A 25781-nucleotide genomic window follows, 5' to 3' on the forward strand; every position below is an offset into this window, starting at 1 on the left:
CGATGCACATCAGTCGGCGGTGGCCTCTTTGGGCTCGGCCGGCTCGGAAGCCGGGTCCTGCTTGGGCTGGGGCGTGATGTCGAGCTTGACTTCGCCCTTGTCGGCATCGTCGGCATCGGCCACCCAGTCCACTTCCAGGCGGCCACCGTCGACCAGCTGCCCGAACAGCAGCTCGTCGGCCAGCGAGCGCCGGATGGTGTCCTGGATCAGGCGCTGCATGGGACGGGCGCCCATGAGCGGATCGAAGCCCTTCCTGGCCAGGTGCTTGCGCAGCGCGTCGGTGAAGGTGACCTCCACGCGCTTTTCGGCAAGCTGCTGCTCCAGCTGCAGCAGGAACTTGTCGACCACGCGCAGGATGACCTGCTCGTCCAGCGGCTTGAAGCTGACGATGGCGTCCAGACGGTTGCGGAACTCCGGCGTGAACAGGCGCTTGATGTCGCCCATTTCGTCGCCGGCTTGGCGCGGGTTGGTGAAGCCGATCGAGGCCTTGTTGATGGTCTCTGCACCCGCGTTCGTGGTCATGATGAGGATCACGTTGCGGAAATCGGCCTTGCGCCCGTTGTTGTCCGTCAGCGTGCCGTGGTCCATGACCTGCAGCAGCACGTTGAAGATGTCCGGATGCGCCTTCTCGATTTCGTCGAGCAGCAGCACCGAATGCGGCTTCTTGGTCACGGCCTCGGTCAGCAGGCCGCCCTGGTCAAAGCCCACATAGCCCGGAGGCGCGCCGATCAGGCGGCTGACGGCATGGCGCTCCATGTACTCCGACATGTCGAAGCGGATCAGGTCCACGCCCAAAATGTAGGCCAGCTGCTTGGCCGCTTCCGTCTTGCCCACGCCGGTGGGGCCCGAGAACAGGAAGGAGCCGATCGGCTTGTCCGGCTTGCCCAGGCCCGAGCGCGCCATCTTGACCGAGGAGGCCAGCGCTTCCAGCGCCTTGTCCTGGCCGAAGACCACGCTCTTGAGGTCGCGCTCCAGCGTCTGCAGCTTGCTGCGGTCGTCGTTGGACACGTTGGCAGGCGGAATGCGCGCGATCTTGGCCACGATGGCCTCGATCTCGGCCTTGTCGATGGTCTGCTTGCGCTGCTCCACCGGAATGATGCGCTGCGCGGCGCCGGCCTCGTCGATCACGTCGATGGCCTTGTCGGGCAGGTGGCGGTCATTGATGTACTTGGCCGACAGCTCGGCCGCAGCCTGCAGGGCGGCAGCGGCGTACTGCACGCTGTGGTGTTCCTCGAAGCGCGACTTCAGGCCCTTGAGGATGTCAACGGTCTCGGCCACCGTGGGCTCGACCACATCCACCTTCTGGAAGCGCCGCGACAGGGCCGCGTCCTTCTCGAAGATGCCGCGGTACTCGGTGAACGTGGTGGCGCCGATGCACTTGAGCTGGCCGCTGGACAGCGCCGGCTTGAGCAGGTTGGACGCGTCCAGCGTGCCGCCCGAAGCGGCGCCCGCGCCGATCAGCGTGTGGATCTCGTCGATGAACAGGATGGCGTTGGGCTTGTCCTTCAGCGACTTGAGCACGCCCTTGAGGCGCTGCTCGAAATCGCCACGGTACTTGGTGCCTGCCAGCAGCGCGCCCATGTCCAGCGAATAGACCACGGCCTCGGTCAGCACCTCGGGCACCTTGCCTTCGGTGATGCGCCAGGCCAGGCCCTCGGCGATCGCGGTCTTGCCCACGCCGGCCTCGCCGACCAGCAGCGGGTTGTTCTTGCGGCGGCGGCACAGGATCTGGATGGTGCGCTCGACCTCGTAGTCGCGCCCGATCAGCGGATCGATCTTGCCGTCCTTGGCCGCCTGGTTGAGGTTCAGCGTGAACTGCTCCAGGGGCGAAGCCTTTTCGTTGCGTTCGCCACCGGCACCCTCTTCGGATTCCGCAGGGTTCTCCGCCTTCGCAGGCTCGGGCGGCTCGCCCTTCTTGATGCCGTGGGCGATGAAATTGACAACGTCCAGGCGCGTCACGCCCTGCTGGTGCAGGTAGTAGACGGCATGCGAGTCCTTTTCACCGAAGATGGCCACGAGCACGTTGGCGCCCGTGACTTCCTTCTTGCCGTTGCCGGTCGATTGCACATGCATGATGGCGCGCTGAATCACACGCTGGAAACCCAGCGTGGGCTGCGTGTCCACTTCGTCGGTGCCCGCGACCTGGGGCGTGTTGTCCTTGATGAAGTTGGACAGGGCCGAGCGCAGGTCATCGATGTTGGCTGAGCAGGCGCGCAGCACTTCCGCTGCACTGGGGTTGTCCAGCAGGGCCAGCAGCAGGTGTTCCACGGTGATGAACTCGTGGCGCTGCTGGCGTGCTTCGACAAAGGCCATGTGCAAGCTGACTTCCAGTTCCTGGGCGATCATTGATGACTCCTTTTCGCTTGCTGGGGATTATTGACTGCAACCATAAATCAGGGCGGCCCGGGTTTATTCAACAGGCTCGAACATGGCCTGCAACGGATGGCCCGCTTTCTGGGCGGCCTGCAGCACCTGCTCGACCTTGGTGGCCGCCACATCGCGCGAGTACACGCCGCAGACGCCGCGGCCGTCGAGATGGATCTTGAGCATGATCTGGGTGGCCGTTTCGCGGTCCTTGCCGAAGAGTTCCTGCAGGACGATGATGACGAATTCCATGGGCGTGAAGTCATCGTTGAGCATCACGACCTGGTACATCTGCGGCGGCTGCACGCGCTGGCGCCGCCGCTCCAGCACCACGGCGCCGTCGTCATCGGACACGGGCCGCACTGTGGGAATGGCAGGAGGGGTCGAAGGGGGTTGGGTTGCCATGAAAATCATTCTAGCCATCGGAGCCACTGTTTTCCGGAAGGGATATGCGAGGCGTGCCTGAAGAATTCAAGCGCGGCGCCTGCCCGGGCTGGCCAGCACGCACCAAAGCAGTGCCTGTCTGCCGCCACCGGGCGCTGCGCCACCTTGCGCGTCATTCGTAGACCACCTTGACCTGGGCGCTGCCCGCCTGGGCATACCAGGCGGCCAGGGCTGCGTCGCTGGGATAGAAGCGGCTGCCGTCGCCCAGGGCCAGCTCGCAGCTGGCCGAGCCGCGCTCGTCCTCGCAGACCAGTCCCAGGCGCACTTTCATGCCGCGCTGCAGCTCGCCATGCTCACCCTGCTCCACCACGGCGGGAAACTGGCGCAGCAGGCCGACCACGTCGGGCATCTTCTCGCCCACGCTGACCTGCAGGTAGCGCGCGAAGCGGCAGCGCGCATCGGCCAGGTTGAACAGCTGCTGTGCCTTCATGCGCAGGCCACCGCTGAAGTGGTCCAGCTGCAGGCGCCCGGTGATGACGACGAATTCGTCGTCCTTGAGCAGATCGCGATAGGTATTGAGCGTGTTCTCGTCCACCGAGGCCTCGATCACGCCCGAGCCGTCATCGATCTTGAACAGGCCCAGCCGCCCGCGCTGGCCATTGATGGCGCGGAAGTCGCTGATGATGCCGGCCAGGGTCTGGGGCTCGCGGCTGTCGCGCAGCTCGGCCAGCGGCGTGCGCACGAAGCGGCGCACCTCCTTTTCGACCTCGTCGAACAGATGGCCCGACAGGTAAAAGCCCACGGCGGTCTTTTCCTGGGTCAGCCTCTCCTTCACGCCCCAGGGCAAGGCATCGGCCAGGGGCGGCTCCTGGGTGCTGGAGCCCACGGCGTCCTCGCCCATCATGTCGAACAGCCCGCCCTGGTTGGCATTGGCCAGCGTCTTGTTGGCGAACTCGAAGGCATGGTCGATGGAGGCCACCAGGGCCGCGCGGTTCAGTTCGATGGCATCGAAGGCACCGCCCTTGATCAGGGCTTCCAGCGTGCGCTTGTTCAGGCGCGTGCGGTCCACGCGCACGCAGAAGTCGGCCAGGCTCTTGAACGGCCCCTTGTCAGCGCCGCGCGGGCCCACACCGCGGCCTTCACGGGCCGCGATGATGGCCTCGATGGCCTGCTGGCCCGTGCCCTTGATGGCACCCAGGCCATAGCGTATGACCTTGTCGGTGACGGGCTCGAAGCGGTACATGCCGCGGTTGACATCCGGCGGCTCGAAGCTGATGCCCATCTTGAGCGCGTCTTCGTACAGCACCTTGAGCTTGTCGGTGTTGTCCATTTCCACGGTCATGTTCCCGCAGTAGAACTCGGCCGTGTAGTGCACCTTCAGCCAGGCCGTGTGATAGGCCAGCAGCGAGTAGGCGGCGGCGTGCGACTTGTTGAAGCCGTAGCCCGCGAACTTCTCCATCAGGTCGAAGACCTCGTCGGCCTTTTCCTCGCTGATGCCCTGCTTGGCCGCGCCCTCGCGGAAGATCCCGCGGTGCATGACCATTTCCTCGACCTTCTTTTTGCCCATGGCACGGCGCAAGAGGTCGGCGCCGCCCAGCGAGTAGCCGCCCAGCACCTGGGCCGTCTGCATCACCTGCTCCTGGTAGACCATGATCCCGTAGGTTTCGGCCAGCACCTTTTCGACCAGCGGATGCGGATACTCCACCACTTCCTTGCCGTGCTTGCGCGCCACGAAGCTGGGAATCAGGTCCATGGGTCCCGGGCGGTACAGGGCGTTCAGGGCGATCAGGTCTTCCAGCCGGCTGGGCTTGGCGTCGCGCAGCATGCCCTGCATGCCGCGCGATTCAAACTGGAACACGGCCTCGGTCTTGCCCTCGGAAAACAGCTGGTAGGTGCGCGCATCGTCCAGCGGGATGTTCTCGAATGCGAAGTTCTCCTGGCCCTTGTGGCGCTTGATGATGAACTCGCGCGCAATCTCCAGGATGGTCAGCGTGGCCAGGCCCAGAAAGTCGAACTTCACCAGGCCCACGGCCTCCACATCGTCCTTGTCGTACATGGCCACGGCCGAGTCGCTGCCCGGCTGCTGGTACAGCGGGCAGAAATCGGCCAGCTTGCCCGGGGCAATCACCACGCCGCCCGCGTGCATGCCGATGTTGCGTGTCATGCCTTCGAGCTTCTGGGCCATTTCAATCAGTGTCTTGACGTCTTCTTCTTTGTCGATGCGCTCGGCCAACATGGGCTCGGCCTCGATGGCGTAGGTGTACTTGTCGCCCTCCTTCTTGGGGTTGGGCGGGTACTTGAGCGTGACGTGCAGGCCAGGCTTGTTGGGAATGAGCTTGGAGATGCCATCGCAGAAGGTGTAGCTCATGTCCAGCACGCGGCCCACGTCGCGGATGGCCGCGCGCGCGGCCATGGTGCCGAAGGTGGCGATCTGGCTGACGGCGTCGCGGCCGTACAGCTGCTTCACATAGTCGATGACGCGGTCGCGGTTGGCCTGGCAGAAGTCCACGTCGAAGTCGGGCATGGACACACGCTCGGGATTGAGGAAACGCTCGAACAGCAGGTTGTATTCCAGCGGGTCCAGGTCCGTGATCTTGAGCACGTAGGCCACCAGCGAGCCGGCGCCCGATCCGCGGCCCGGACCCACGGGACAGCCGTTGAGCTTGGCCCACTTGATGAAGTCACCCACGATGAGGAAGTAGCCCGGAAAGCCCATCTTGAGGATGGTGCCGATCTCGAACTCCAGTCGCTCGACATAGCGTTCGCGCTGGGCCTCGCGCTTGGCGGGGTCGGGATAGAGATGGACCAGGCGTTCCTCCAGTCCCGCAAAGGACTCCTGGCGGAAGAACTCGTCCATGGTCATGCCTTCGGGCACGGGGAAGTTGGGCAGCTGCGGCTTGCCCAGCACCAGCGTCAGGCTGCAGCGACGCGCGATTTCCACGGTGTTGGCGATGGCGCTGGGAATGTCGGCGAACAGCGCCTGCATCTGCGCGACGGTCTTGAAATGCTGGTCGCGCGTGAAGCGGCGCACACGCTTGGGGTTGGCCAGGATCTCGCCCTCGGCGATGCACACGCGCGCCTCGTGCGCTTCGTAGTCGTCGGGGCCGAAGAACTGTATGGGGTGCGTGGCGACCACGGGCAGGTTCAGGCGATCGGCCAGTTGCACGGCGGCCAGCACATGGGCTTCGTCGTCAGGCCGGCCTGCGCGCTGCAGCTCGATGAAGAAGCGGTGCGGGAACATGCTCGCCAGCCGCTGGGCGACGGCTGCTGCGCCGGCCTCGTCACCGCGCATCAGTGCCTGGCCCACCGGGCCGGCCTGGGCGCCGGCCAGCACGATCAGACCTTCGCCCAGCTCCTGCAGCCAGGCCCATGTGTGCACGGCCTGGCCCTTGACCACATTGCGGGTCCAGCCCCGGGCCAGCAGCTCGGACAGGTTGTGGTAGCCCAGCGGGCTTTGCACCAGCACGATGATGCGCGAGATCGCGGCGCCGTTTTCGCCCTCGATCTGGATTTCCGCGCCCAGCACGGGCTTGACGCCCTTGGCCCGGCCTTCGCGATAGAACTTGACGCCGCCAAACAGGTTGTTGAAGTCTGTGACGGCCAGTGCGACCTGCCCATCCTCGGCGGCGGCCTTGACGATGGCGTTGATGCGGTTGGTTCCGTCCACGACGGAAAATTCGGTGTGCAGGCGCAAATGGACAAACATATGGGCGCCATTGTAGAAAGCTCCGCAATGCCGGGACCCGTTCGCGGCCATGCCTTTGCCGCCGCCCCCGCCTGCGGGGCGGGCATCGCAGGCCGTTACAATGCCTCGGCCCGGTTGCGGGAAAATCAGGCTTCATGCGGCCCCTCAGCGCGGCCCGCGTCCCTGCCCGCCAACCCTCTCACCGCCCTTCGATTGCCCGAGAAACGTCCACCATGCAGCGTATTCCCCTGTCCATCGTTCCCGCCGTGCTGGTCGCAGGCGTCCTGACAGCCTGCTCCAGTACGCAACAAGACCCTACTGCCAAGTGGACCCCGGACCGCATCTATACCGAGGCGCGCGACGAAGCCGCGTCCGGTGCGTTCGACAAGGCCGTTCCGCTGTTCGAGAAGCTCGAAGGCCGTGCCGCCGGCACGCCCCTGGCCCAACAGGCCCAGCTCGACAAGGCCTATGCCCAGTACAAGAGCGGCGACAAGGTCCAGGCCACGGCCACGCTGGACCGCTTCCTGAAGCTGCACCCGGCCAGCCCCGCCACCGACTACGCCCTGTACCTCAAGGGCCTGGTCAACTTCAATGACAACCTGGGCATGTTCTCCTGGCTGTCGCGCCAGGATCTGTCCGAGCGCGACCAGAAGGCCGCCAAGGACTCCTTCGAGTCATTCCGCGAGCTGGTGACGCGCTTCCCCGAGTCGCGCTACGCCGAAGACTCGCGGCTGCGCATGCAGTACATCGTCAACTCGCTGGCGCAGTACGAAGTCCACGTGGCCCGCTACTACTACGGACGCGGCGCCTACGTGGCCGCCATCGCACGTGCGCAGACCGCCGTCAAGGACTACCAGGGCGTGCCCGCCGTGCGCGAAGCCATGCAGATCCTGGTGAACTCATACGATGCACTGGGCATGACCCAGCTGCGTGACGATGCGCAGCGCGTGCTGACCGCCTCGTACGGCCAGGACTCCGACAAGGACGTCACGGCAAAGCAGAAGTCGTGGTGGAAACTGTGGTGACCTGCGGCGCAGGCTGCGCCAGCGCCTGCAGGGCCTGAACAAAGGCCGCCTCGTCCTCCAGAGTCCGCATGGGCGGCAGCGCAGCGCGCAGCCGCCGCCCATAACCCTTGGCGGTCAATCTGGGATCGCAGACCACAAGCACGCCGCGATCCGTCTCGCGCCGGATCAGGCGCCCGGCGCCCTGCTTGAGCGCCATCGCGGCCTCGGGCAGCATGTAGTCGGCAAAGGCCTGCCGGCCCACGGATTCCAGACTGCGCGAACGCGCCTCGACCAGCGGATCGTCGGGCGGCGGAAACGGCAGCTTGTCGATGACCACCAGCTGCAGCGCATCGCCAGGCAAATCCACCCCTTCCCAGAAAGTGGCCGATGCCACGAGAATGCAGCCGCGCCCCGCGCTGGCGCCCTTGCCTTCGCCTGCCGCAACAAAGCGCTCGATCAAGGTCAGCTTGGGCGCCTGCCCCTGGACCAGCACATCAAGTTCACCGAACAGCCCCAGCGACTGCTGCAGCGTGTCGCCTATGGCGTGCAGGGCACGCAGCGTGGTGGTCAGCACCAGAGTGCGGCCGCCCAGGCGCTGGGCCGCATCCAGCGCCAGGCGTGCCACCTCGGCGCTGTGGGCCGGGCTTCCTGCCTCGGCAAAAGGCCGCGGCACATAAAGCGCCGCCTGCCGCGCATAGTCGAAGGGGCTGTCCACGCGCAGCACCTGGGCCTCTCGCAGTCCGCAGGGCTCGGTGAACCAGCTCAGCCGCTCGTCGTCGCCCAGCGTGGCAGAGGTGAAGATCCAGGCGGTGCCCGCTGGCGACTCGTACGGGGCGGTGGGTGCGTTTTCCTGCGGCTCGGCGTCTTGCCCGCTTCCTTCCTGATGCTCTTGGTCTTGCTCTTGCGCTTGCGCTTGCGTCGGACCCAGCAGCCGCGTGCGCATGATGTGTGCAATGGTCAGCGGAGACTCCAGCATGCGCATCTGCTGGCTGCCCAGTTCCAGCCAGCGCACCGTGTCTTGCACGGCCGCCGCCGCGAAGGTGGCCAGGCGCCGCAGCAGTTCGCTGCCGCGCTCGAGCAGCCTGCGCAGTTCGGGATCGCTGACCTGCAATTGCACCAGCGGCTCCACCAGCGCCCGCAGGCTGCGCCCCAGCGTGACCAGGGCCGTGCGCCAGCTCTGGGCGTCCAGTCCCTGCGGCGTCACGCCCTGCCAGGACAGACGTCCGCCCACAGGGGGCTTGCCTGCGGCCAGGCGCAGCTCGCGCAGTGCCTGCTCCACACGCGCCGAGAGCATCATCCAGTCGGCCATGCCGCGTGCCAGTTCCTGGCCGGCGCGCAGCACATCGCGGGCATAGCCCGTCAATTGCTGGCCCGACAGGCTCAGGCCAGCGAACTGCACGCCGGTGTCGTTGAGCTGGTGGGCCTCGTCCACCACCACCACACCCGCGCTGGGCAGCAGTTGGGCCACACCCGAATCGCGCACGTCGAGGTCGGCAAACATCAGATGGTGGTTGATGACCACCACGTCGGCGTCCAGCGCGGTGCGGCGGGCCACGTTGACATGGCAGTCCTGCCAATGCGGGCAGTCCGAGCCCAGGCAGTTGTCGCGAGTGGAAGTGACCAGGGGCAGCGCGGGCGAGCGCTCGTCCAGCGCGGGCAGCTCGCCCAGGTCACCTGTGCGCGTGGTGCGCGCCCAGCGCTCGACCAGGGCCACGCTGCGCAGCACCTGCGGGTCCTGCGGCGCCGTGCGGCCCTGGCGCACGCGCTCCAGCCGCTCCAGGCACAGGTAGGCGCTGCGACCCTTGAGGCGCGCCATGCGCAGCGGCATGCCCAGGGCAGCCACCAGACGCGGCAGATCCCGTGCGAACAATTGGTCCTGCAGCGCACGCGTGGCCGTGGACACCAGCACGCGCTGGCCGCTGAGCAGGGCCGGCACCAGATAGGCATAGGTCTTGCCCACGCCCGTGCCGGCCTCCACGACCAGGGTCTGGCGCTCTTCGATGGCCTGGGCCACGGCCATGGCCATGCGGGTCTGGCCTTCACGCGGCAGGAACTGCGCCTCGGCGCGCGACAGCAGGCCTTGCGGGGCGAAGGCCGCCTGCACGGCGGCGGTCAGGGAATGCACAGGACAGGTCCGGTTGTTGAAAAAGACAGCGCCACGGGAGCCGGGCGAGCCGGCACCGGGGGCAGCGCTCCGATAATATGCGCCATGCCACTGGTGTGCCCATCCGCCGCCCCAAGAGCCCACCAAACCAGAGACCATGCAGCCAGCGTACCGACTCCAAGCCGCCACAGGCATCCATCGCGGTGACAGGCAATACCAGCAAGACCAGGTGATGCTCATGGCCCACCCGTATGTCCACGGCTGCCTGCTGGGCGTTCTGGCCGACGGCATGGGCGGGCGCAGCGGCGGGCGCAAGGCCTCCGACCAGGTCATGCTCACGGCGCGCCAGCTGTTCGAGCGCTTCGAGCCGGGCAAGGAGGACTGCACAGCGCTGCTGGAGAGCATCGTGCGCGAGTCGCACACGGTGATCCGTCTGACCGCCATTTCGGCCGAGCAGGAGCCGCACAGCACCATCGCCGCCTTCGTCCTGCTGCCCCAGGGCCGCTGCCACTGGGTGCATTCGGGCGATTCGCGCATCTACCACTACCAGGACGCGACCATGGTCCACCGCACCAAGGACCATTCCTATGTGCAGTCGCTGGTGGACCGGGGAGAGCTCACCGAATTCGAGGCCCACGTGCACCCCAAGTCCAACATCCTGCTGGGCTGCCTGGGCACCGAGGCCGAACCGCCCATGAGCCACCATGTGATCGAGCGCGTGTATCCGGGCACCACCCTCATGGCCTGCAGCGATGGCGTCTGGCACTACTACACGGCCGAGGAACTGGGCACCGTGCTCAACGCGCTCACTCCGCGCGAGGCCACGGAGTTCCTCATCGACAAGGCCCGCGTGCGCGCCCAGGGCGGGGGCGACAACCTGTCCTTGGTGGTGCTCAAGCTCGAGGCGCTGGAGTCGGCCCAGACGGCTTGAACCGGGGTTGGAGCATCCAGGCCCTCACGCCAGCCCCCACCCGGTTGGCCTGTTGGCGCGTGGCAGAGAAAAAAAGGATCAGGGAGCAGGCGGCACCGGCAGCGGCGCAGCCTGGGGACCGCGCTCGCGGGCCGCTTCGGCGGCACGGGCCTTGCGCTCGGCCGCTTCCTTCTGCTTGGCTTCGAACTGCGCACGCGATGCCGCGCGCCGCTCCTGCTCCTGGGCGGACTGGCGCTGCTCCATCTGGGCCTGCCGTTCGCGCTGGTGGCTGGCCTGCTGGGCGGCGCGCTGCTGCGCCTCCTGGGCGCGCTGCGCGCGCAGGGCCTGGGTATCGCGCTGCACGGCCGGCGGCCGTTCCTTGGCCTCCATGGTGGAGGCTGCCTTCTGCGCCTTCTTGGCCTCGATGTCTTCCAGGCGCTGGACGGCGCGCTCCTTGCGCTCCTCGTCGTTGATCTGAAGCTCGCGTTCGCGCAGCGGACGATCCTGCTCACGGGCCTCTTCGCGCGCCTGCTTGAGGCAGTCTTCCACGGCAAAGCGCTGGTAGCACTCGGACTCCAGGGCCGTGCGCCGGCGCTCGATGACGGCGCGCTGGGCTGCGATGTCGGCACGCGCGGCCTTGCGTTCGGCCTGGGCCTGCCTGGCCGCCTGGCCAGGCTCCCGCGCGGCATCGGCCGCCACGGCCGGGCCCGCCAAGGCCAGGCAGGCCAGCGCGGCGCCCAAAGGAACGGGCAGTTTCTTCACAAGGACAAAAGCAGAGGTGGGCAGTTTCAGCATGTACAGGTCCGGCAAACGACGCCAGGCGCGGCCACCTGCCTCAGGTCAGGCTGGTATCCACCACGCGGCGCTCCAGCGCCAGGAACTCCTTGGACTGCATCTCGTTCAGGCGCGAGACGGTGCGGGGGAACTCATGGGCCAGCGGGCCCTCAGTGTAAAGCTGCTCGGGCGGCACGGCGGCCGAGATGACCAGCTTGACCCTGCGGTCGTACAGCACGTCCACCAACCAGGTGAAGCGCCGCGCGGGCGACGCCATGTTGACCGGCATATAGGGCACGTCGGACAGCAGCACGGTGTGGAACTGGCTTGCGATCTCCAGGTAGTCGTTCTGCGAGCGCGGGCCGCCGCACAGCTCGCGGAAGTCGAACCAGACCACGCCACCGGCGCGGCGGCGCGCACGGATCTCGCGCGCCTCGATGTGCAGCACCGGGTCCTCGTCCTTGACCTCGGCCAGCTTGTCGAAGGTCTCGGTCATGGCCGCATCGGCCTCGGCGCCCAGCGGCGTGTGGTAGAGCCTGGCGTTTTCCAGCGTGCGGCGGCGGTAGTCCGTGCCGTTGTCCACGTTGACGACTTCCATGCGCTCGTTGAGCAGGTCGATGGCCGGCAGGATGCGGTCGCGGTGCAGGCCGCCCGGGTACAGCTCGTCGGGCTTGAAGTTGGAGGTGGTGACAAAGCCCACGCCGTTGGCGAACAGCGACACCAGCAGCCGGTGCAGGATCATCGCGTCCGTGATGTCGGCCACGTGGAATTCATCGAAGCAGATCAGCTTGTACTTCTTGGAGATGCGCGCACCCAGCACGTCCAGCGGGTTCTGGGTGCCCTGCAGCACGGCGAGTTCACGGTGGACCTCGCGCATGAATTCATGGAAATGCAGGCGCACCTTGCGCCTGAGCGGCACGGCGTTGAAGAAGCAATCCATGAGAAAGCTCTTGCCGCGCCCCACCCCGCCGTACATGTAGACGCCACGGGGAATCTCGGGATGGTTGATGAGCTTCTTGAAGGCGTTGGAGCGGCGCTGGCGGTAGACCGTCCAGTCGTCGGCACAGCGCTGCAGCGCCTCGACGGCGCGCAGTTGCGCAGGATCACTGTGAAAGCCCTTGGCTACCAGTTCGGCCTCGTAGGCCTCTCGCACTGAAACGCTCATGCAGCATCAACCATTTGCTATGTATTCAGAAGCTGAAAGCGCTTGCAGAGCAAGCGCTTTCAGGTCTCGGATTGGCTAGATGGCTAGCCTGGCACTCAGAAGTTCAGAGTACGCTTGTCGACTGCCAGGGCAGCCTCCTTGGTGGCTTCGGACAGCGAGGGGTGGGCATGGCAGATGCGGGCGATGTCTTCGCTCGATGCCTTGAACTCCATGGCAACCACGGCTTCGGAGATCAGCTCCGAGACCATGGGGCCGACCATGTGCACGCCCAGGATCTCGTCGGTTTCGGCATCGGCCAGGAACTTGACCATGCCGGTGGTGTCGCCCAGGGCGCGCGCACGGCCGTTGGCCAGGAAGGGGAAGCTGCCGGCCTTGTACTTGACGCCCTGCTCCTTCAGTTGCTGCTCGGTGCGGCCCACCCAGGCGATTTCGGGGCTGGTGTAGATCACCCAGGGGATGGTGCCGAAGTTCACATGGCCATGCTGGCCGGCGATGCGCTCGGCCACGGCCACGGCCTCTTCCTCGGCCTTGTGCGCCAGCATCGGGCCGCGCACCACGTCGCCCACGGCCCAGACGCCGGGCAGGCTGGTCTTGCAGTCGTCATCGACCACGATGCAGCCGCGCTCGTCCAGGGCCAGGCCCACCGCCTCGGCATTGAGGCCGGCGGTGTTGGCCGTGCGGCCAATGGAGATGATGAGCTTGTCAGCCTCCAGCGCCTGGGCTTCACCCTTGGCGTTGGTGTAGGCGATGGACACGCCCTTCTTGCCGGACTTGACTTCGCCGATCTTCACGCCCAGCTCGATCTTCAGGCCCTGCTTGTCGAATGCCTTCTTGGCTTCCTTGGCGATTTGCTCATCCACGGCGGGCAGGAACTTGTCCATGCCTTCGAGCACGATGACTTCGGTGCCAAGACGGCGCCAGACCGAGCCCATTTCCAGGCCGATCACGCCGGCGCCGATCAGCGCCAGCTTCTTGGGGGCCTTGCCCAGGCGCAGGGCGCCATCGTTGGAGAGGATGTTTTCCTCGTCAAAGGGCACGCCGGGCAGAGCGCGGGCGTTGGAGCCGGTGGCCACCACGATCTGCTTGCCCGTCAGCACTTCCTCTTCCTTGCCGGCGACCTTGATCTCGTAGCCGCCTTCGACGGCCTTGACGAAGGAGCCACGGCCGTGGAAGAACGTGACCTTGTTCTTCTTGAACAGGTACAGGATGCCGTCGTTGTTCTGCTTCACGACCGCATCCTTGCGGGCGATCATCTTGGCCACGTCCATCTCGACCTTGCCGGTGGAGATGCCATGGTCGGCAAAGTGCAGGTTGGCGTGCTCGAAGTGCTCGGACGACTGCAGCAGGGCCTTGGAGGGAATGCAGCCCACGTTGGTGCAGGTGCCGCCCGGAGCGGCGCCGCCGGCGGCGTTCTTCCACTCGTCGATACAGGCCACGTTGAAGCCCAGTTGCGCGGCACGGATGGCGGCGATGTAGCCGCCAGGGCCCGCGCCGATGACGATGACGTCGAATTGCTTGCTCATTTCAGGAATCTCTTGTCTGTGATGCATGAAAAAACCCACCGCAGGGCGCGCGGCCAAGGGTGGGTTTTCGTCGTGTCGAACCCTGTGGAATTACAGGTCGAACAGCAGGCGCGAAGGATCTTCCAGCGCGTCCTTCATGGCCACCAGGCCCAGCACGGCTTCGCGGCCGTCGATGATGCGGTGGTCATAGGACATGGCCAGATAGTTCATCGGGCGCACCACGACCTGGCCGTTCTCGACCATGGCACGGTCCTTGGTGGCGTGCACGCCCAGGATGGCCGACTGGGGCGGGTTGATGATGGGGGTGGACATCATCGAGCCGAAGGTGCCGCCATTGGAGATGGAGAAGGTGCCGCCGGTCATTTCTTCAATGCCCAGCTTGCCTTCGGCAGCCTTCTTGCCGAATTCGGCAATCTTCTTTTCGATGTCGGCGAAGCTCATCTGGTCTGCATTGCGCAGGATGGGCACCACCAGGCCACGGGGCGAACCCACGGCGATACCGATGTCGAAGTAGCCGTGGTAGACGATGTCGTTGCCGTCCACGGATGCGTTGAGCACCGGGTACTTCTTCAGGGCGTGCACGGCCGCCTTGACGAAGAAGGACATGAAGCCCAGCTTGGTGCCGTGTTCCTTGGTGAAGGCGTCCTGGAACTTCTTGCGCAGATCCATCACCGGGGCCATGTTCACTTCATTGAACGTGGTCAGGATGGCGTTGGTGGACTGCGACTGCAGCAGACGCTCGGCCACGCGGGCACGCAGGCGGCTCATGGGCACGCGCTGCTCGGGACGGCCGCTGAGGTCTTCCTTGGCGGACGGAGCCGACACCTGGGGCAGCGCCTTGGTGGGCACGCCGGTGGGAATGACGGCAGCGGTGGACTGCACGCCGCCCTTGATGGCGGCCAGGGCGTCGCCCTTGGTCACGCGGCCATCCTTGCCGGAGCCAGCCACGTTGGCGGCCGACAGGTTGTTCTCGGCCAGCAGCTTGGCAGCGGCGGGCATGGCGACATCGCCCTTGCTGCCGCCAGTGGCAGCAGCAGCGGCGGGAGCAGCAGCAGGCGCTGCGGCAGCGGGAGCTGCGGCAGGAGCGGCAGCGGCCACGCCGGCCACGCCTTCGGTGTCGATCTTGGCGATCAGCTGCTCGGCCACCACGGTGGCGCCGTCACCTTGCACGATCTCGGCCAGCACGCCAGCGGCGGGCGCGGGCACTTCGAGCACGACCTTGTCGGTTTCGATCTCGATGAGGATCTCATCGACTGCAACCGCTTCGCCGGCCTTCTTCTTCCAGGTCAGCATGGTGGCCTCAGCGATGGACTCGGACAGCTGGGGAACTTTGACTTCAACGATAGCCATTTGTGATTCTTTCCAAAAGTGTTCTGTACTGATACGTAGCGGGTGGGGGCTGCCTTACTTGTTCAGGACAAAACCCTTGAGCTTGGAGAACGCGCCTTCCACCAGGGCCTTTTGCTGCTCCTGGTGCAGGTGGGCGTAACCCACGGCGGGCGATGCCGAGGCAGCGCGGCCGGAGTAGCCCAGCTTCTGGCCATCGAGCATGTTCTCGTGGATGTAGTGCTGCACGAAGAACCAGGCGCCCTGGTTCTGCGGCTCGTCCTGGCACCAGACGATGTCGGTGGCGTTGCCGAACTTCTTCAGTTCAGCGGCGAAAGCCTTGTGCGGGAAGGGGTACAGCTGCTCGACGCGGATGATGGCGACGTCCTTGCTTTCCTTCTCGGTGCGCTTCTTGACCAGGTCGTAGTACACCTTGCCGGAGCATGCGATCACGCGCTTGACCTTGGCCGCGTTCTTCACGACGGCTTCGTCCTGCTCGGGGATCACGGTCTGGAAACCGCCGCTGGTGAACTCGGACAGCGGCGAGGTGGCGTCCTTGTTGCGCAGCAGCGACTTGGGGGTCATGATGACCAGCGGCTTGCGCAGCGGGCGCACCATCTGGCGGCGCAGCACGTGGAAGATCTGGCTGGCCGTGGTCGGCTGCACGATCTGCATGTTGGCGTCGGCGGCCAGCTGCATGAAGCGCTCCAGGCGGGCCGAGCTGTGCTCGGGGCCCTGGCCTTCGTAGCCGTGCGGCAGCATCAGCGTCAGGCCGTTGATGCGGCCCCACTTGACTTCACCGGAGGCGATGAACTGGTCGATCACGACCTGGGCGCCGTTGGCGAAGTCGCCGAACTGGGCTTCCCAGATCACCAGGGTGTTGGGGTCGTTCGACGCATAGCCGTACTCGAAGCCCAGCACGGCTTCTTCGGACAGGATGGAGTCGATGACGGTGAACGGAGCCTGGCTGTCGGCCACGTTCTGCAGCGGGATGTAGGTGCCTTCGCTCCACTTCTCGCGCTTTTGGTCATGGATGACCGAGTGGCGGTGCGTGAAGGTGCCGCGGCCGCAGTCCTCGCCCGACAGGCGCACGGGATAGCCCGATGCGACCAGCGATGCGAAGGCCATGTGCTCGCCCATGCCCCAGTCCACGTTGACTTCGCCGCGGCCCATCGCTGCGCGGTCGTCATAGACCTTCTTGACCAGCGCGTGCGGCGTCACGGTCTCGGGGATGGTGGTGATGCGTTCGGCCAGGCGCTTCCATTCCGTCAGCGGGATGGCGGTGTCGCCGGCGTCCGTCCAGGTCTTGCCCAGGAACGGGCTCCAGTCCACGGCGTACTTGCTCTTGAAGTTGGTCAGCACCGGGTCCACGGTGTGGCGGCCTTCGTCCATGGCGGCGCGGTAGGCCTTGGCCATGTCGTCGCCCAGCGATTCGCCCAGGCCCTGTGCGGCCAGCTTGTCGGCGTACAGCTTGCGGGTGCCGGGGTGGGCGCCGATCTTCTTGTACATCAGCGGCTGGGTCAGCGCGGGGGTGTCCTGCTCGTTGTGGCCCAGCTTGCGGAAGCAGACGATGTCCACGACCACGTCCTTGGAGAATTCCATGCGGAACTCCAGGGCCAGCTGCACGGCCAGCGCCACGGCTTCCGGATCATCGCCGTTGACGTGCAGCACGGGCGACTCGATCATCTTGACGATGTCGGTGCAGTACAGCGTGGAGCGGGTGTCGCGCGGATCGGAGGTGGTGAAGCCGATCTGGTTGTTGATGATGATGTGCACCGTGCCGCCCGTGGTGTAGCCACGGGTCTGGGCCAGCGCCAGGGTTTCCTGGTTCACGCCCTGGCCGGCGAAGGCTGCATCGCCGTGCACCAGCACGGGCAGCACCTGCTTGCCGTGCGGGTCGTCGCGGCGGTCCATGCGCGAGCGCACCGAACCTTCGACCACGGGGTTGACGATTTCCAGGTGCGAGGGGTTGAAGGCCAGCGACAGGTGGACGGGGCCGCCTGCGGTGGACACGTCGGAGCTGAAGCCCTGGTGGTACTTCACGTCACCGGCGGGCAGGTCCTCGGGGGCGGTGTGGTCGAACTCGGCGAACAGGTCCTTGGGCATCTTGCCCAGGGTGTTGACCAGCACGTTCAGGCGGCCGCGGTGGGCCATGCCGATCACGACTTCCTGCACGCCCTTCTGGCCGGCAGCGTTGATCAGCTCGTCCATGGCGACGATGAAGCTCTCGCCACCTTCCAGCGAGAAGCGCTTTTGGCCGACGTACTTGGTGTGCAGGTAGCGTTCCAGGCCTTCGGCAGCCGTCAGGCGGTCGAGGATGCGCTTTTTCCGGCTGGCATCAAAGCTGGGCTTGGTACGGCTGGTTTCCAGCTTTTGCTGCCACCAGCGCTTTTGCGTCTGGTCCGTGGCATACATGTACTCGGAGCCGATGGTGCCGCAGTAGGTTTCGCGCAGAGCGTTCATCAGCTCGCGCAGGGACATGCTTTCCTTGCCGAAGAAGGTGTTGCTCGTGTTGAACACCGTTTCCTGGTCGGCATCGGTGAAGCCGTAGAACGACGGCTCCAGCTCGGGAATTTCAGGGCGCTCGGTGCGCTTGAGGGGGTCCAGATCGGCCCAGCGTGCGCCGACATTGCGGTAGGCGGCGATCAGTTGCTGGACGGCGGTGCGCTTGCGGCCCAGCTCGGAGTCGGCGCCGGAGGCCACGACCACCTTGGTGCCGCCTTGCTTGGCGCGCTCGGCGAAAGCGTTGATGACGGGCTGGTGCGGAACGTCCTTGGCGTCGGTGCCATCGACTGCGGGCACATGTTGCAGTGCATCAAAGTACTCGCGCCAGGAATCCGGCACGCTACCGGGATTGGCCAGGTAGTTTTCGTACATTTCTTCGACGTAGGGGGCATTGCCGCCGAAGAGGTAGGTATTGCCTTGGTAGGCTTGGTAGACCGACGTCTGATCGCTCATATTGCGCTGACCTCAGCCTCCCTGAGGGAGGCATTAGCTGGTTTGTGGAACCTTCCGCGACACGGCTGTACCGATTGGCGGATGCGACTGTGGCTGGGGAAGGGCCTGGTTGCGACCGCCATTGTGCCACCGTTCAAACATCGCAGCAGGGCAGTTACCAAGTGATTACCTGAACTCTCCGGGAGTTCCCGCAGTCGCGTACATTGGCGCATCTTCCGAACGGACCGCCAGATGAACCTGCTGCCCCTACACAAACGCACTTTCATGCTGCTGCTGATTGCGGCAACCATAGGCTTCGGTGCCGTGCTCTGGGAGTTCATGGGGGCCATCTTCTGGGGCGTCGCCCTGGCCATCCTGTTTTCGCCGCTGCACCGGCGCCTGCTGGCGCGCATGCCACGGCGCACCAATCTCGCCGCCCTGTCCACCCTGCTGCTGTGCCTGGTGGTGGCCATCCTGCCGCTGGCGCTGATCGGCGCCTCGCTGGTGCGCGAGGCCTCGTTGATCTATGAGCGCGTCAACAGCGGCAACCTGGATGCAGGCACCTATGTGCAACAGATCATGGACGCCCTGCCCTCCTGGGTCACACCCTGGCTGGAGCGGTTGCACCTGGGTTCGCTGGCCGAGCTGCAGGACAAGCTGTCCAGCATCGCCATGCAGGCCTCCAAGCTGGCCGCCACCAAGGCGCTGGGCATAGGCCAGAACACCTTCGGGTTTCTGGTCGGCTTCTGCGTGATGCTGTACCTGCTGTTCTTCCTGCTGCGTGACGGCCGCGACCTGACACAGCGCATCCGCATGGCCATCCCGCTGCAGTCCGATCACAAGGCCGAGCTGTCGAGCAAGTTCACCACCGTGATCCGCGCCACCGTCAAGGGCAACCTGGCCGTGGCGGCCGCCCAGGGCGCGCTGGGCGGGCTGATCTTCTGGATTCTGGGCATCCAGGGGCCCGTGCTGTGGGGCGTGGTGATGGCGTTCCTGTCGCTGCTGCCCGCCGTGGGCGCCGGCCTGATCTGGGCACCGGTGGCCATCTACTTCCTGGCCACCGGTGACATGGGCAAGGGCCTGATCCTGATCGCCTACGGCGTGCTGGTGATCGGACTGGTGGACAACGTGCTGCGCCCGCTGCTGGTGGGCAAGGACACCAAGATGCCCGACTACATCGTGCTGATCTCGACACTGGGCGGCATGGCTCTCTTCGGACTGACGGGTTTTGTGATAGGACCCGTGATCGCGGCGCTGTTCATGGCAATCTGGGACATGTTCACGCGCATGCAGCTGCAGGATGAGGAAAGGCGCCGCCAAATGGCCCAAACGGTGAACCCATCGGTGAACAAGACGGGTTTGGCGCATGCTGAATATCAGACGTCGGATGATCTGGGCCTCAAGCATGCCCCGCGCGATCCAGGCCCGCCGGCACGCTGATCCACCCCGGCCTCCGCTCCCGGGGGAGGCCAAAAACCCCATTCGGCAATTCAATCGGCGCAAATGGTTCGCATTCACCCAATAGACTGGATTGATCGACGCCATTCAGCCAGCCAATGAATGCCGGATTGATATAAAACAAAATATCCGAAGCCTTCAAACCAGATAATCAATTCAACTGATGAATCAGCCGGACACCGGGCCGGCAAGCCCCGCGCAGCAAGGTGCAGCGGGGAGGCCGCGCATGAATGCCGCACAGGCCGACTCGGGATTAAGGGTTATTTCCCGGATTGTTTTCGGGGTGCACTCGTAGAATTTGCTTACAAGCGTCAATTTCTATTAGAAGGTACCCCACATGGTCCAATTCTCCAGACGCCAGTTCATGAAAGTGACTGGTTCGACTCTGGCCGGATCCAGCCTGGCGTTGATGGGTTTCTCGCCCACGGCCGCCCTGGCTGAAGTGCGCCAGTTCAAGCTGGCCGCCACCACGGTCACCCGCCAGACCTGCACCTACTGTTCGGTAGGCTGCGGCATCCTGATGTATTCGCTGAGCGATGGCGTCAAGAACGCCAAGCTGTCGGTGATCCACGTCGAGGGAGATCCCGACCACCCCGTCAACCGCGGAACGCTGTGCCCAAAGGGCGCATCGCTGCTGGACTTCGTCCACAGCCCGCACCGCCTGAAGTATCCCGAGTACCGCGCGCCCGGCTCCACCGAGTGGAAGCGCATGTCCTGGGATGAGGCGCTGACCCGCATCACCAAGCTGCTCAAGGACGACCGCGACGCGAACTTCGTCGAGCAAAACGACAAGGGCCAGACGGTGAACCGCTGGCTGACCACCGGCATGCTGGCCGCCTCGGCCTCCAGCAACGAAGCCGGCTACGTCACACACAAGGTGGCCCGCTCCTGGGGCCTGCTCGCACTCGATAACCAAGCACGTGTCTGACACGGCCCGACGGTGGCAGGTCTTGCCCCGACGTTTGGCCGTGGAGCGATGACGAACCATTGGGTCGACATCAAGAACGCGGACGTTATCCTGATCATGGGCGGCAATGCCGCTGAAGCACATCCCTGCGGTTTCAAGTGGGTGACCGAAGCGAAGGAGCACAACGGTGCGCACTTCATGGTGGTCGATCCGCGCTTCAACCGCTCCGCCTCCGTGGCCGATTTCTACGCCCCCATCCGGTCGGGCTCGGACATCGTGTTCCTGGGTGGCGTGATCAACTATCTGCTGACGAACGACAAGATCCATCACGAGTACGTGAGGAACTACACCGACTTCTCGTACATCGTGAAGGAGGAGTTTGCGTTCGACGAGGGCATCTTCTCGGGCTACGACCCACAGACCCGCAAGTACGACAAGTCCAGCTGGGACTATGAACTCGACGCCGACGGCTACGTGAAGGTGGACGCCAGCCTGCAGCATCCGCGCTGCGTGTACCAATGGCTCAAGCGCCACTACGCCAGCTATACGCCCGAGAAGGTGGAGAGCGCCTGCGGCACGCCCAAGGAAAAATTCCTGCATGTGTGCGAGAAGCTGGCCTCGACGGCAGTGCCGGGCCGCGCCGCAACCATCCTGTACGCACTGGGCTGGACACAGCACACCACGGGTGCGCAGATCCTGCGCACGGGCGCCATGGTGCAGCTTCTGCTGGGCAACATCGGCGTGGCCGGCGGCGGCATGAATGCGCTGCGCGGGCACTCCAACATCCAGGGCCTGACGGACCTGGGGATTCTGTCGGCTTCGCTGCCAGGCTATCTGACGCTGCCCAACGAAGGCGAGCAGGACTACCAGAAGTACATCGACGCGCGCACGCCCAAGGCCATGCGCCCGGGCCAGATGAACTACTGGTCGAACACGCCCAAGTTCCACGTGAGCCTCATGAAGGCCTGGTGGGGACCGGCGGCCACGGCCGAGAACAACTGGGCCTTCAACTACCTGCCCAAGCTGGACAAGCAGTACGACATGCTGCAGGTGTTCGACATGATGGCGCAGGGCAAGATCAACGGCTACATCGCCCAGGGCTTCAACCCGCTGGCGGCTCTTGCGAACAGCAACAATGTGCGCGAAGGCCTCAAGAAGCTGAAGTTCCTGGTGATCATGGACCCGCTGGTCACCGAAACGTCGGAGTTCTGGAAGAACCACGGCGAGTTCAACGACGTGGATTCGGCATCCATCCAGACCGAGGTGTTCCGCCTGCCCACGACCTGCTTTGCCGAGGAGGACGGCGCCGTCGTCAGTTCCTCGCGTGTGCTGCAGTGGCACTGGAAGGCGGCCGAGCCCCCGGGCGAAGCCAAGACCGACATCGCCATCATGTCGGCCCTGCACCTGCGCCTGAAGCAGGCCTACGAGAAGGACGGCGGCAAGTTCCCCGAGCCGATCACCAAGCTGTGGTGGCCGTATGCCCATGCCGATCATCCGACTTCGGAAGAGATCGCCAAGGAGTACAACGGCCGCGCGCTGGTGGACCTGTTCGACCCCAAGGACCCGACCAAGCTCATCCGCAAGGCAGGCGAGCAGCTCGCCGGCTTCGGCGAGATGCGCGACGACGGCACGACGATGGGCGGCTGCTGGATCTGGGCTGGCTGCTGGACCTCGTCCGGCAACCAGATGGCCCGACGCGACAACAGCGACCCTACGGGTATAGGCAATACGCTGAACTGGGCCTGGGCCTGGCCGGCCAACCGCCGCGTGCTCTACAACCGTGCCTCGTGCGACCGCAACGGCCAGCCGTTCAATCCCCAGCGCACGCTGATCCGCTGGAACGGCAAGGCCTGGGGCGGCGCCGACGTGCCCGACATGGGTCCGACCATGCCGCCGGAGACCACCGATCCGTTCATCATGAACCCCGAGGGCGTAGCGCGCTTCTTCGCCCGCAAGGGCATGAACGAGGGACCGTTCCCCACCCACTACGAGGCCTTCGACAACCCGCTGGGATACAACCCCATGTATCCCGACAACAAGCTGGCTGTCATCAACCCGGCCGCCCGCATCTTCGACTCCGCCAAGGATTCGGCAGGCTCGCCCAGCGAGTTCCCGCATGTGGGCACGACGTACCGCCTGACCGAGCACTTCCACTATTGGACCAAGCACGTTCAGTTGAACAACATCGTTCAGCCCGAGCAGTTCGTGGAAATCGGCGAGGCGCTGGCCAAGGAACTGGGCATCGAGACGGGCCAGCATGTGAAGGTCAGCTCCAAGCGCGGCTTCGTCAAGGCGGCCGCCGTGGTGACCAAGCGCATCAAGCCCATGAAGATCGATGGCAAGACCATCCACCACGTGGGCGTGCCCATTCACTGGGGCTTCTCGTCGACGGGCCGCAAGGGCTACATGGCCAACAACCTGACGGCATCGGTGGGCGATGGCAACAGCCTTACCCCGGAATCCAAGACCTTCCTCGTGAAGGTGGAAAAGGTTTAAGGAGCAGCTGATGTCATCAACCATGTCTCTCGATATCAAGCGTCGCTCGGCCACGACGACGCCTGCCCCCAGTGCGCGCGAAACGCACAGCGGCGAGGTGGCCAAGCTCATCGATGTCTCCAAGTGCATCGGGTGCAAGGCCTGCCAGACCGCCTGCATGGAGTGGAACGACCTGCGCGACGAAATCGGCACCTGCGCGGCCGGCGTCTATGACAACCCGACCGATCTGACGGATCAGTCGTGGACCGTCATGCGCTTTACCGAGTACGAGAACGAAGCGACCGGCAACCTGGAGTGGCTGATCCGCAAGGACGGCTGCATGCACTGCGAGGACCCGGGCTGCCTGAAGGCCTGCCCCTCGCCGGGCGCCATCGTGCAGTACAGCAACGGCATCGTGGACTTCCAGCAGGACCAATGCGTGGGCTGCGGCTACTGCGTCACGGGCTGCCCGTTCAACATCCCGCGCATCTCCAAGAAGGACCACAAGGCCTACAAGTGCACGCTGTGCTCGGACCGCGTGGCCGTCGGCCGGGAGCCTGCCTGTGTCAAGACCTGCCCCACCGGCGCCATCATGTTCGGCACCAAGGAGGCGATGAAGGACCAGGCCGAGCACCGCATCGGCGACCTCAAGCGGCGCGGCTATGCCGAGGCGGGCCTGTATGACCCGCAGGGCGTGGGCGGCACCCATGTGATGTACGTGCTGCATCACGCGGACAAGCCTTCGCTGTACAAGGGCCTGCCCGACGACCCGAAGATCAGCCCCATGGTGTCCCTGTGGAAGGGCGTGGCCAAGCCATTGGCCATGGCCGCGCTGGGCGCAGCTGCCGTCGGCAGCCTGTTCCACTACATCACCAAGGGCCCGAACGACGTGTCCAAGGAACTGGAAGACGAAATGGACCGCAAGGACCAGGAAGCCGCTGAAAAGGAGGCCCGCCGATGAAACGCAACCCACGTGACCTGGTGCGCTACAACGCATCGGAGCGTGCCAACCACTGGGTGGTCGGCATCTGCTTCATCCTGCTGGCACTGTCGGGCCTGGCGTTCTTCCACCCGGCCTTCTTCCCGCTCACGCAACTGTTCGGCGGCGGGCCGTGGACACGCATCCTGCACCCCTACATCGGGGTGGTGATGGCGCTGTTCTTCATCATCATGGCGCTGCGCTTCTGGCGCCTGAACGTGGTCGAGCCGCGCGACATCGAGTGGCTCAAGAACGTCAACAAGATGATCGACGGCGACGACCACGACATGCCCGAGCAGGGCAAGTACAACGGCGGCCAGAAGCTGCTGTTCTGGGGCCTGGTCATCGGCATGCTGGCGATCACCGTGACCGGCGCGCTCATGTGGCGCGCCTGGTGGACGCTGCCCGTCAACGTGGTGCGCGCCGCCTCGGTGGTGCACGCCATCGCGGGCGTGTGGATGATCGGCCTGATCATCATGCACGTGTACGCGGCCATCTGGACCCGGGGCACCATCCGCGCCATGCTGTACGGCACGGTGACACGGGCCTGGGCCAAGCAGCACCACCGGGGGTGGTATCGCAAGATGACCGGTGATAATGACTGACACCCCCTGAGCGGCTTACGCCGCTTCCCCCTCTCTACTCGCCGCGCGAGGGAGGGGGACGGCACCCTCGGTGCGGGACGGCCCTTCCTCGGTGCCCCTCGCCTTGGGCCGCGCCAGTTTTCACAGACATGGCGTCATACTAGGCATCAGCCTGAGCACCCAGCCGCCCAGCGATCCGGGCGGCTGTTTTTTTGGGATTCATTCCAATGCAACGCATTCTTCAACCCGGCGATATCGAGTCGCTGGACCACACCAGTTTTCCGCGCGTGCTGCTGCCGCAGTTGCCGGCGCTGTTCGTCGAGCGGGCGGCGCGGCTGCGGCAGCTGGCCGAGGGCAATCCGATTGCCGACTACCTGCGGTTTGTGGCGCAGATCGTGGACGCGCAGGCCAAGGCGGCCGGGCAGCTGACGCTGGCCGAGCCCGATGCGGCGCTGATCGCGCGGGCGCAGGAGCATTCCATGCCGCTGCTGCCTGCCGCCGACCATATCGATGCCGCCTGGCATGGCGTGCTGGACCGCATGCTCGATGCCCTGTCGGGCGCCGACGGCTTGCCAGCGCCGCTGCAGCCGCTGCTGCAGGAGCTGCGCGCGCTGGACACGGCCGGGCGTGACGAGATCGCGCAGCGGCTGCTGCAAAAGGAAGTGGCGGCCCGCCACGTGGGCATGGCGCCCTTTGTGATGGCTGCGCTGCAGGTGGTGTTTGCCACGCGCGCCAGCGGCCTGAACGCACGCGACGTGCCCTATACCGATCCCGCCTCGATCTGTCCCGTCTGCGCCAGCGAGCCCGTGGCCAGCGTGTTGCGCATTGGCGGCAAGGCCGCAGGCCATCGCTACCTGCACTGCGGCACCTGCTGCACGGAGTGGCACATGGTGCGCGTCAAGTGCTCCCACTGCGAGTCGACCAAGGGCGTCGAGTACCAGGGCATCGATGGCGCAGGCGATACCGTGCTGGCCGAGACCTGCGAGGAATGCGGCAGCTACCGCAAGGTGGTCAACCAGGAAAAGGACCCGATGGCCGAGCCCCTGGCCGACGACCTGGCCTCGCTGATGCTGGACCTGCTGATGGGCGAGGAGACGCGCTTTCAGCGCGCCAGCGCCAATCCCCTGCTCTACGTGGCCTTTGCCGAGGAGCAGGACGAGGCCGGCGACGCGCTGATCGACCCCGCCACGCCTGCTGCCTGA

General features: G+C 65.4%; 16 protein-coding genes. 7 read left to right on the forward strand and 9 right to left on the reverse strand.

Annotated features, from left to right (window positions below):
• Positions 1-9: 9 nt before the first annotated feature.
• From clpA to dnaE, 3 genes are all read right to left on the reverse strand, one after another.
• Positions 10-2346: an ATP-dependent Clp protease ATP-binding subunit ClpA gene (gene clpA, locus DTS01S_RS08240; RefSeq protein ID WP_017404789.1), complete on the reverse strand. Its 2337-nt coding sequence runs from the start codon at positions 2344-2346 to the stop codon at positions 10-12.
• Between the two features lie 63 nt (positions 2347-2409).
• Positions 2410-2787, reverse strand: a complete 378-nt coding sequence (gene clpS, locus DTS01S_RS08245) for an ATP-dependent Clp protease adapter ClpS (RefSeq protein ID WP_016454840.1) — start codon at positions 2785-2787, stop codon at positions 2410-2412.
• A 133-nt stretch (positions 2788-2920) separates the two neighbouring features.
• The gene (gene dnaE, locus DTS01S_RS08250) at positions 2921-6454 is read right to left on the reverse strand and encodes a DNA polymerase III subunit alpha (protein WP_017404787.1); all 3534 of its coding nucleotides are present in this window, start codon (positions 6452-6454) and stop codon (positions 2921-2923) included.
• 212 nt (positions 6455-6666) lie between these two features.
• Here dnaE and DTS01S_RS08255 point away from each other — a divergent pair, with 212 nt between their 5' ends.
• Entirely contained in the window at positions 6667-7458 is a 792-nt protein-coding gene (locus DTS01S_RS08255) for an outer membrane protein assembly factor BamD (protein ID WP_016454842.1), read from the forward strand.
• Here DTS01S_RS08255 and DTS01S_RS08260 read toward each other — a convergent pair.
• Positions 7421-9562, reverse strand: coding sequence for an ATP-dependent DNA helicase (locus DTS01S_RS08260; RefSeq protein WP_061287563.1), 2142 nt, complete (start codon positions 9560-9562; stop codon positions 7421-7423). The two genes, DTS01S_RS08255 and DTS01S_RS08260, sit on opposite strands and share 38 nt — an antisense overlap.
• A 136-nt stretch (positions 9563-9698) precedes the next feature.
• Here DTS01S_RS08260 and DTS01S_RS08265 point away from each other — a divergent pair, with 136 nt between their 5' ends.
• Positions 9699-10472: a PP2C family protein-serine/threonine phosphatase gene (locus DTS01S_RS08265; RefSeq protein ID WP_026062214.1), complete on the forward strand. Its 774-nt coding sequence runs from the start codon at positions 9699-9701 to the stop codon at positions 10470-10472.
• A gap of 78 nt (positions 10473-10550) precedes the next feature.
• Here DTS01S_RS08265 and DTS01S_RS08270 read toward each other — a convergent pair whose 3' ends face one another.
• From DTS01S_RS08270 to DTS01S_RS08290, 5 genes are all read right to left on the reverse strand, one after another.
• A complete protein-coding gene (locus tag DTS01S_RS08270) occupies positions 10551-11246 on the reverse strand; it encodes a hypothetical protein (RefSeq protein WP_026062213.1) in 696 nt (231 codons plus the stop codon).
• Between the two features lie 40 nt (positions 11247-11286).
• Complete coding sequence (zapE, locus tag DTS01S_RS08275; protein ID WP_016446859.1) at positions 11287-12390, reverse strand: cell division protein ZapE; 1104 nt, start codon at positions 12388-12390, stop codon at positions 11287-11289.
• Positions 12391-12485: 95 nt separating this feature from the next.
• The gene (gene lpdA, locus DTS01S_RS08280; protein ID WP_017404783.1) at positions 12486-13913 is read right to left on the reverse strand and encodes a dihydrolipoyl dehydrogenase; all 1428 of its coding nucleotides are present in this window, start codon (positions 13911-13913) and stop codon (positions 12486-12488) included.
• Positions 13914-14003: 90 nt separating this feature from the next.
• Positions 14004-15263, reverse strand: coding sequence for a 2-oxoglutarate dehydrogenase complex dihydrolipoyllysine-residue succinyltransferase (gene odhB, locus DTS01S_RS08285; protein ID WP_017404782.1), 1260 nt, complete (start codon positions 15261-15263; stop codon positions 14004-14006).
• Between the two features lie 54 nt (positions 15264-15317).
• Positions 15318-18197 (reverse strand): 2-oxoglutarate dehydrogenase E1 component, encoded by a 2880-nt coding sequence (locus DTS01S_RS08290; RefSeq protein ID WP_016446856.1) that lies wholly within the window; start codon positions 18195-18197, stop codon positions 15318-15320.
• Between the two features lie 231 nt (positions 18198-18428).
• On the opposite strand from DTS01S_RS08290, the gene DTS01S_RS08295 reads away from it, so the two are divergent.
• The 5 genes from DTS01S_RS08295 (at position 18429) to fdhE (ending at position 25781) form a co-directional block, all read left to right on the forward strand.
• Complete coding sequence (locus DTS01S_RS08295) at positions 18429-19616, forward strand: AI-2E family transporter (protein WP_016446855.1); 1188 nt, start codon at positions 18429-18431, stop codon at positions 19614-19616.
• 355 nt (positions 19617-19971) lie between these two features.
• Positions 19972-23037: a formate dehydrogenase-N subunit alpha gene (gene fdnG / locus DTS01S_RS08305; RefSeq protein WP_080650104.1), complete on the forward strand. Its 3066-nt coding sequence runs from the start codon at positions 19972-19974 to the stop codon at positions 23035-23037.
• A gap of 10 nt (positions 23038-23047) precedes the next feature.
• A complete protein-coding gene (fdxH, locus tag DTS01S_RS08310) occupies positions 23048-23977 on the forward strand; it encodes a formate dehydrogenase subunit beta (protein ID WP_012205325.1) in 930 nt (309 codons plus the stop codon).
• Positions 23974-24600: a formate dehydrogenase subunit gamma gene (locus DTS01S_RS08315; protein ID WP_012205324.1), complete on the forward strand. Its 627-nt coding sequence runs from the start codon at positions 23974-23976 to the stop codon at positions 24598-24600. The genes fdxH and DTS01S_RS08315 overlap by 4 nt, the downstream gene beginning before the upstream one ends.
• Positions 24601-24806: 206 nt before the next feature.
• Entirely contained in the window at positions 24807-25781 is a 975-nt protein-coding gene (gene fdhE / locus DTS01S_RS08320; protein WP_017407791.1) for a formate dehydrogenase accessory protein FdhE, read from the forward strand.

Source organism: Delftia tsuruhatensis NBRC 16741 (genome assembly GCF_001571325.1).
Lineage (GTDB): Bacteria > Pseudomonadota > Gammaproteobacteria > Burkholderiales > Burkholderiaceae_C > Comamonas > Comamonas tsuruhatensis.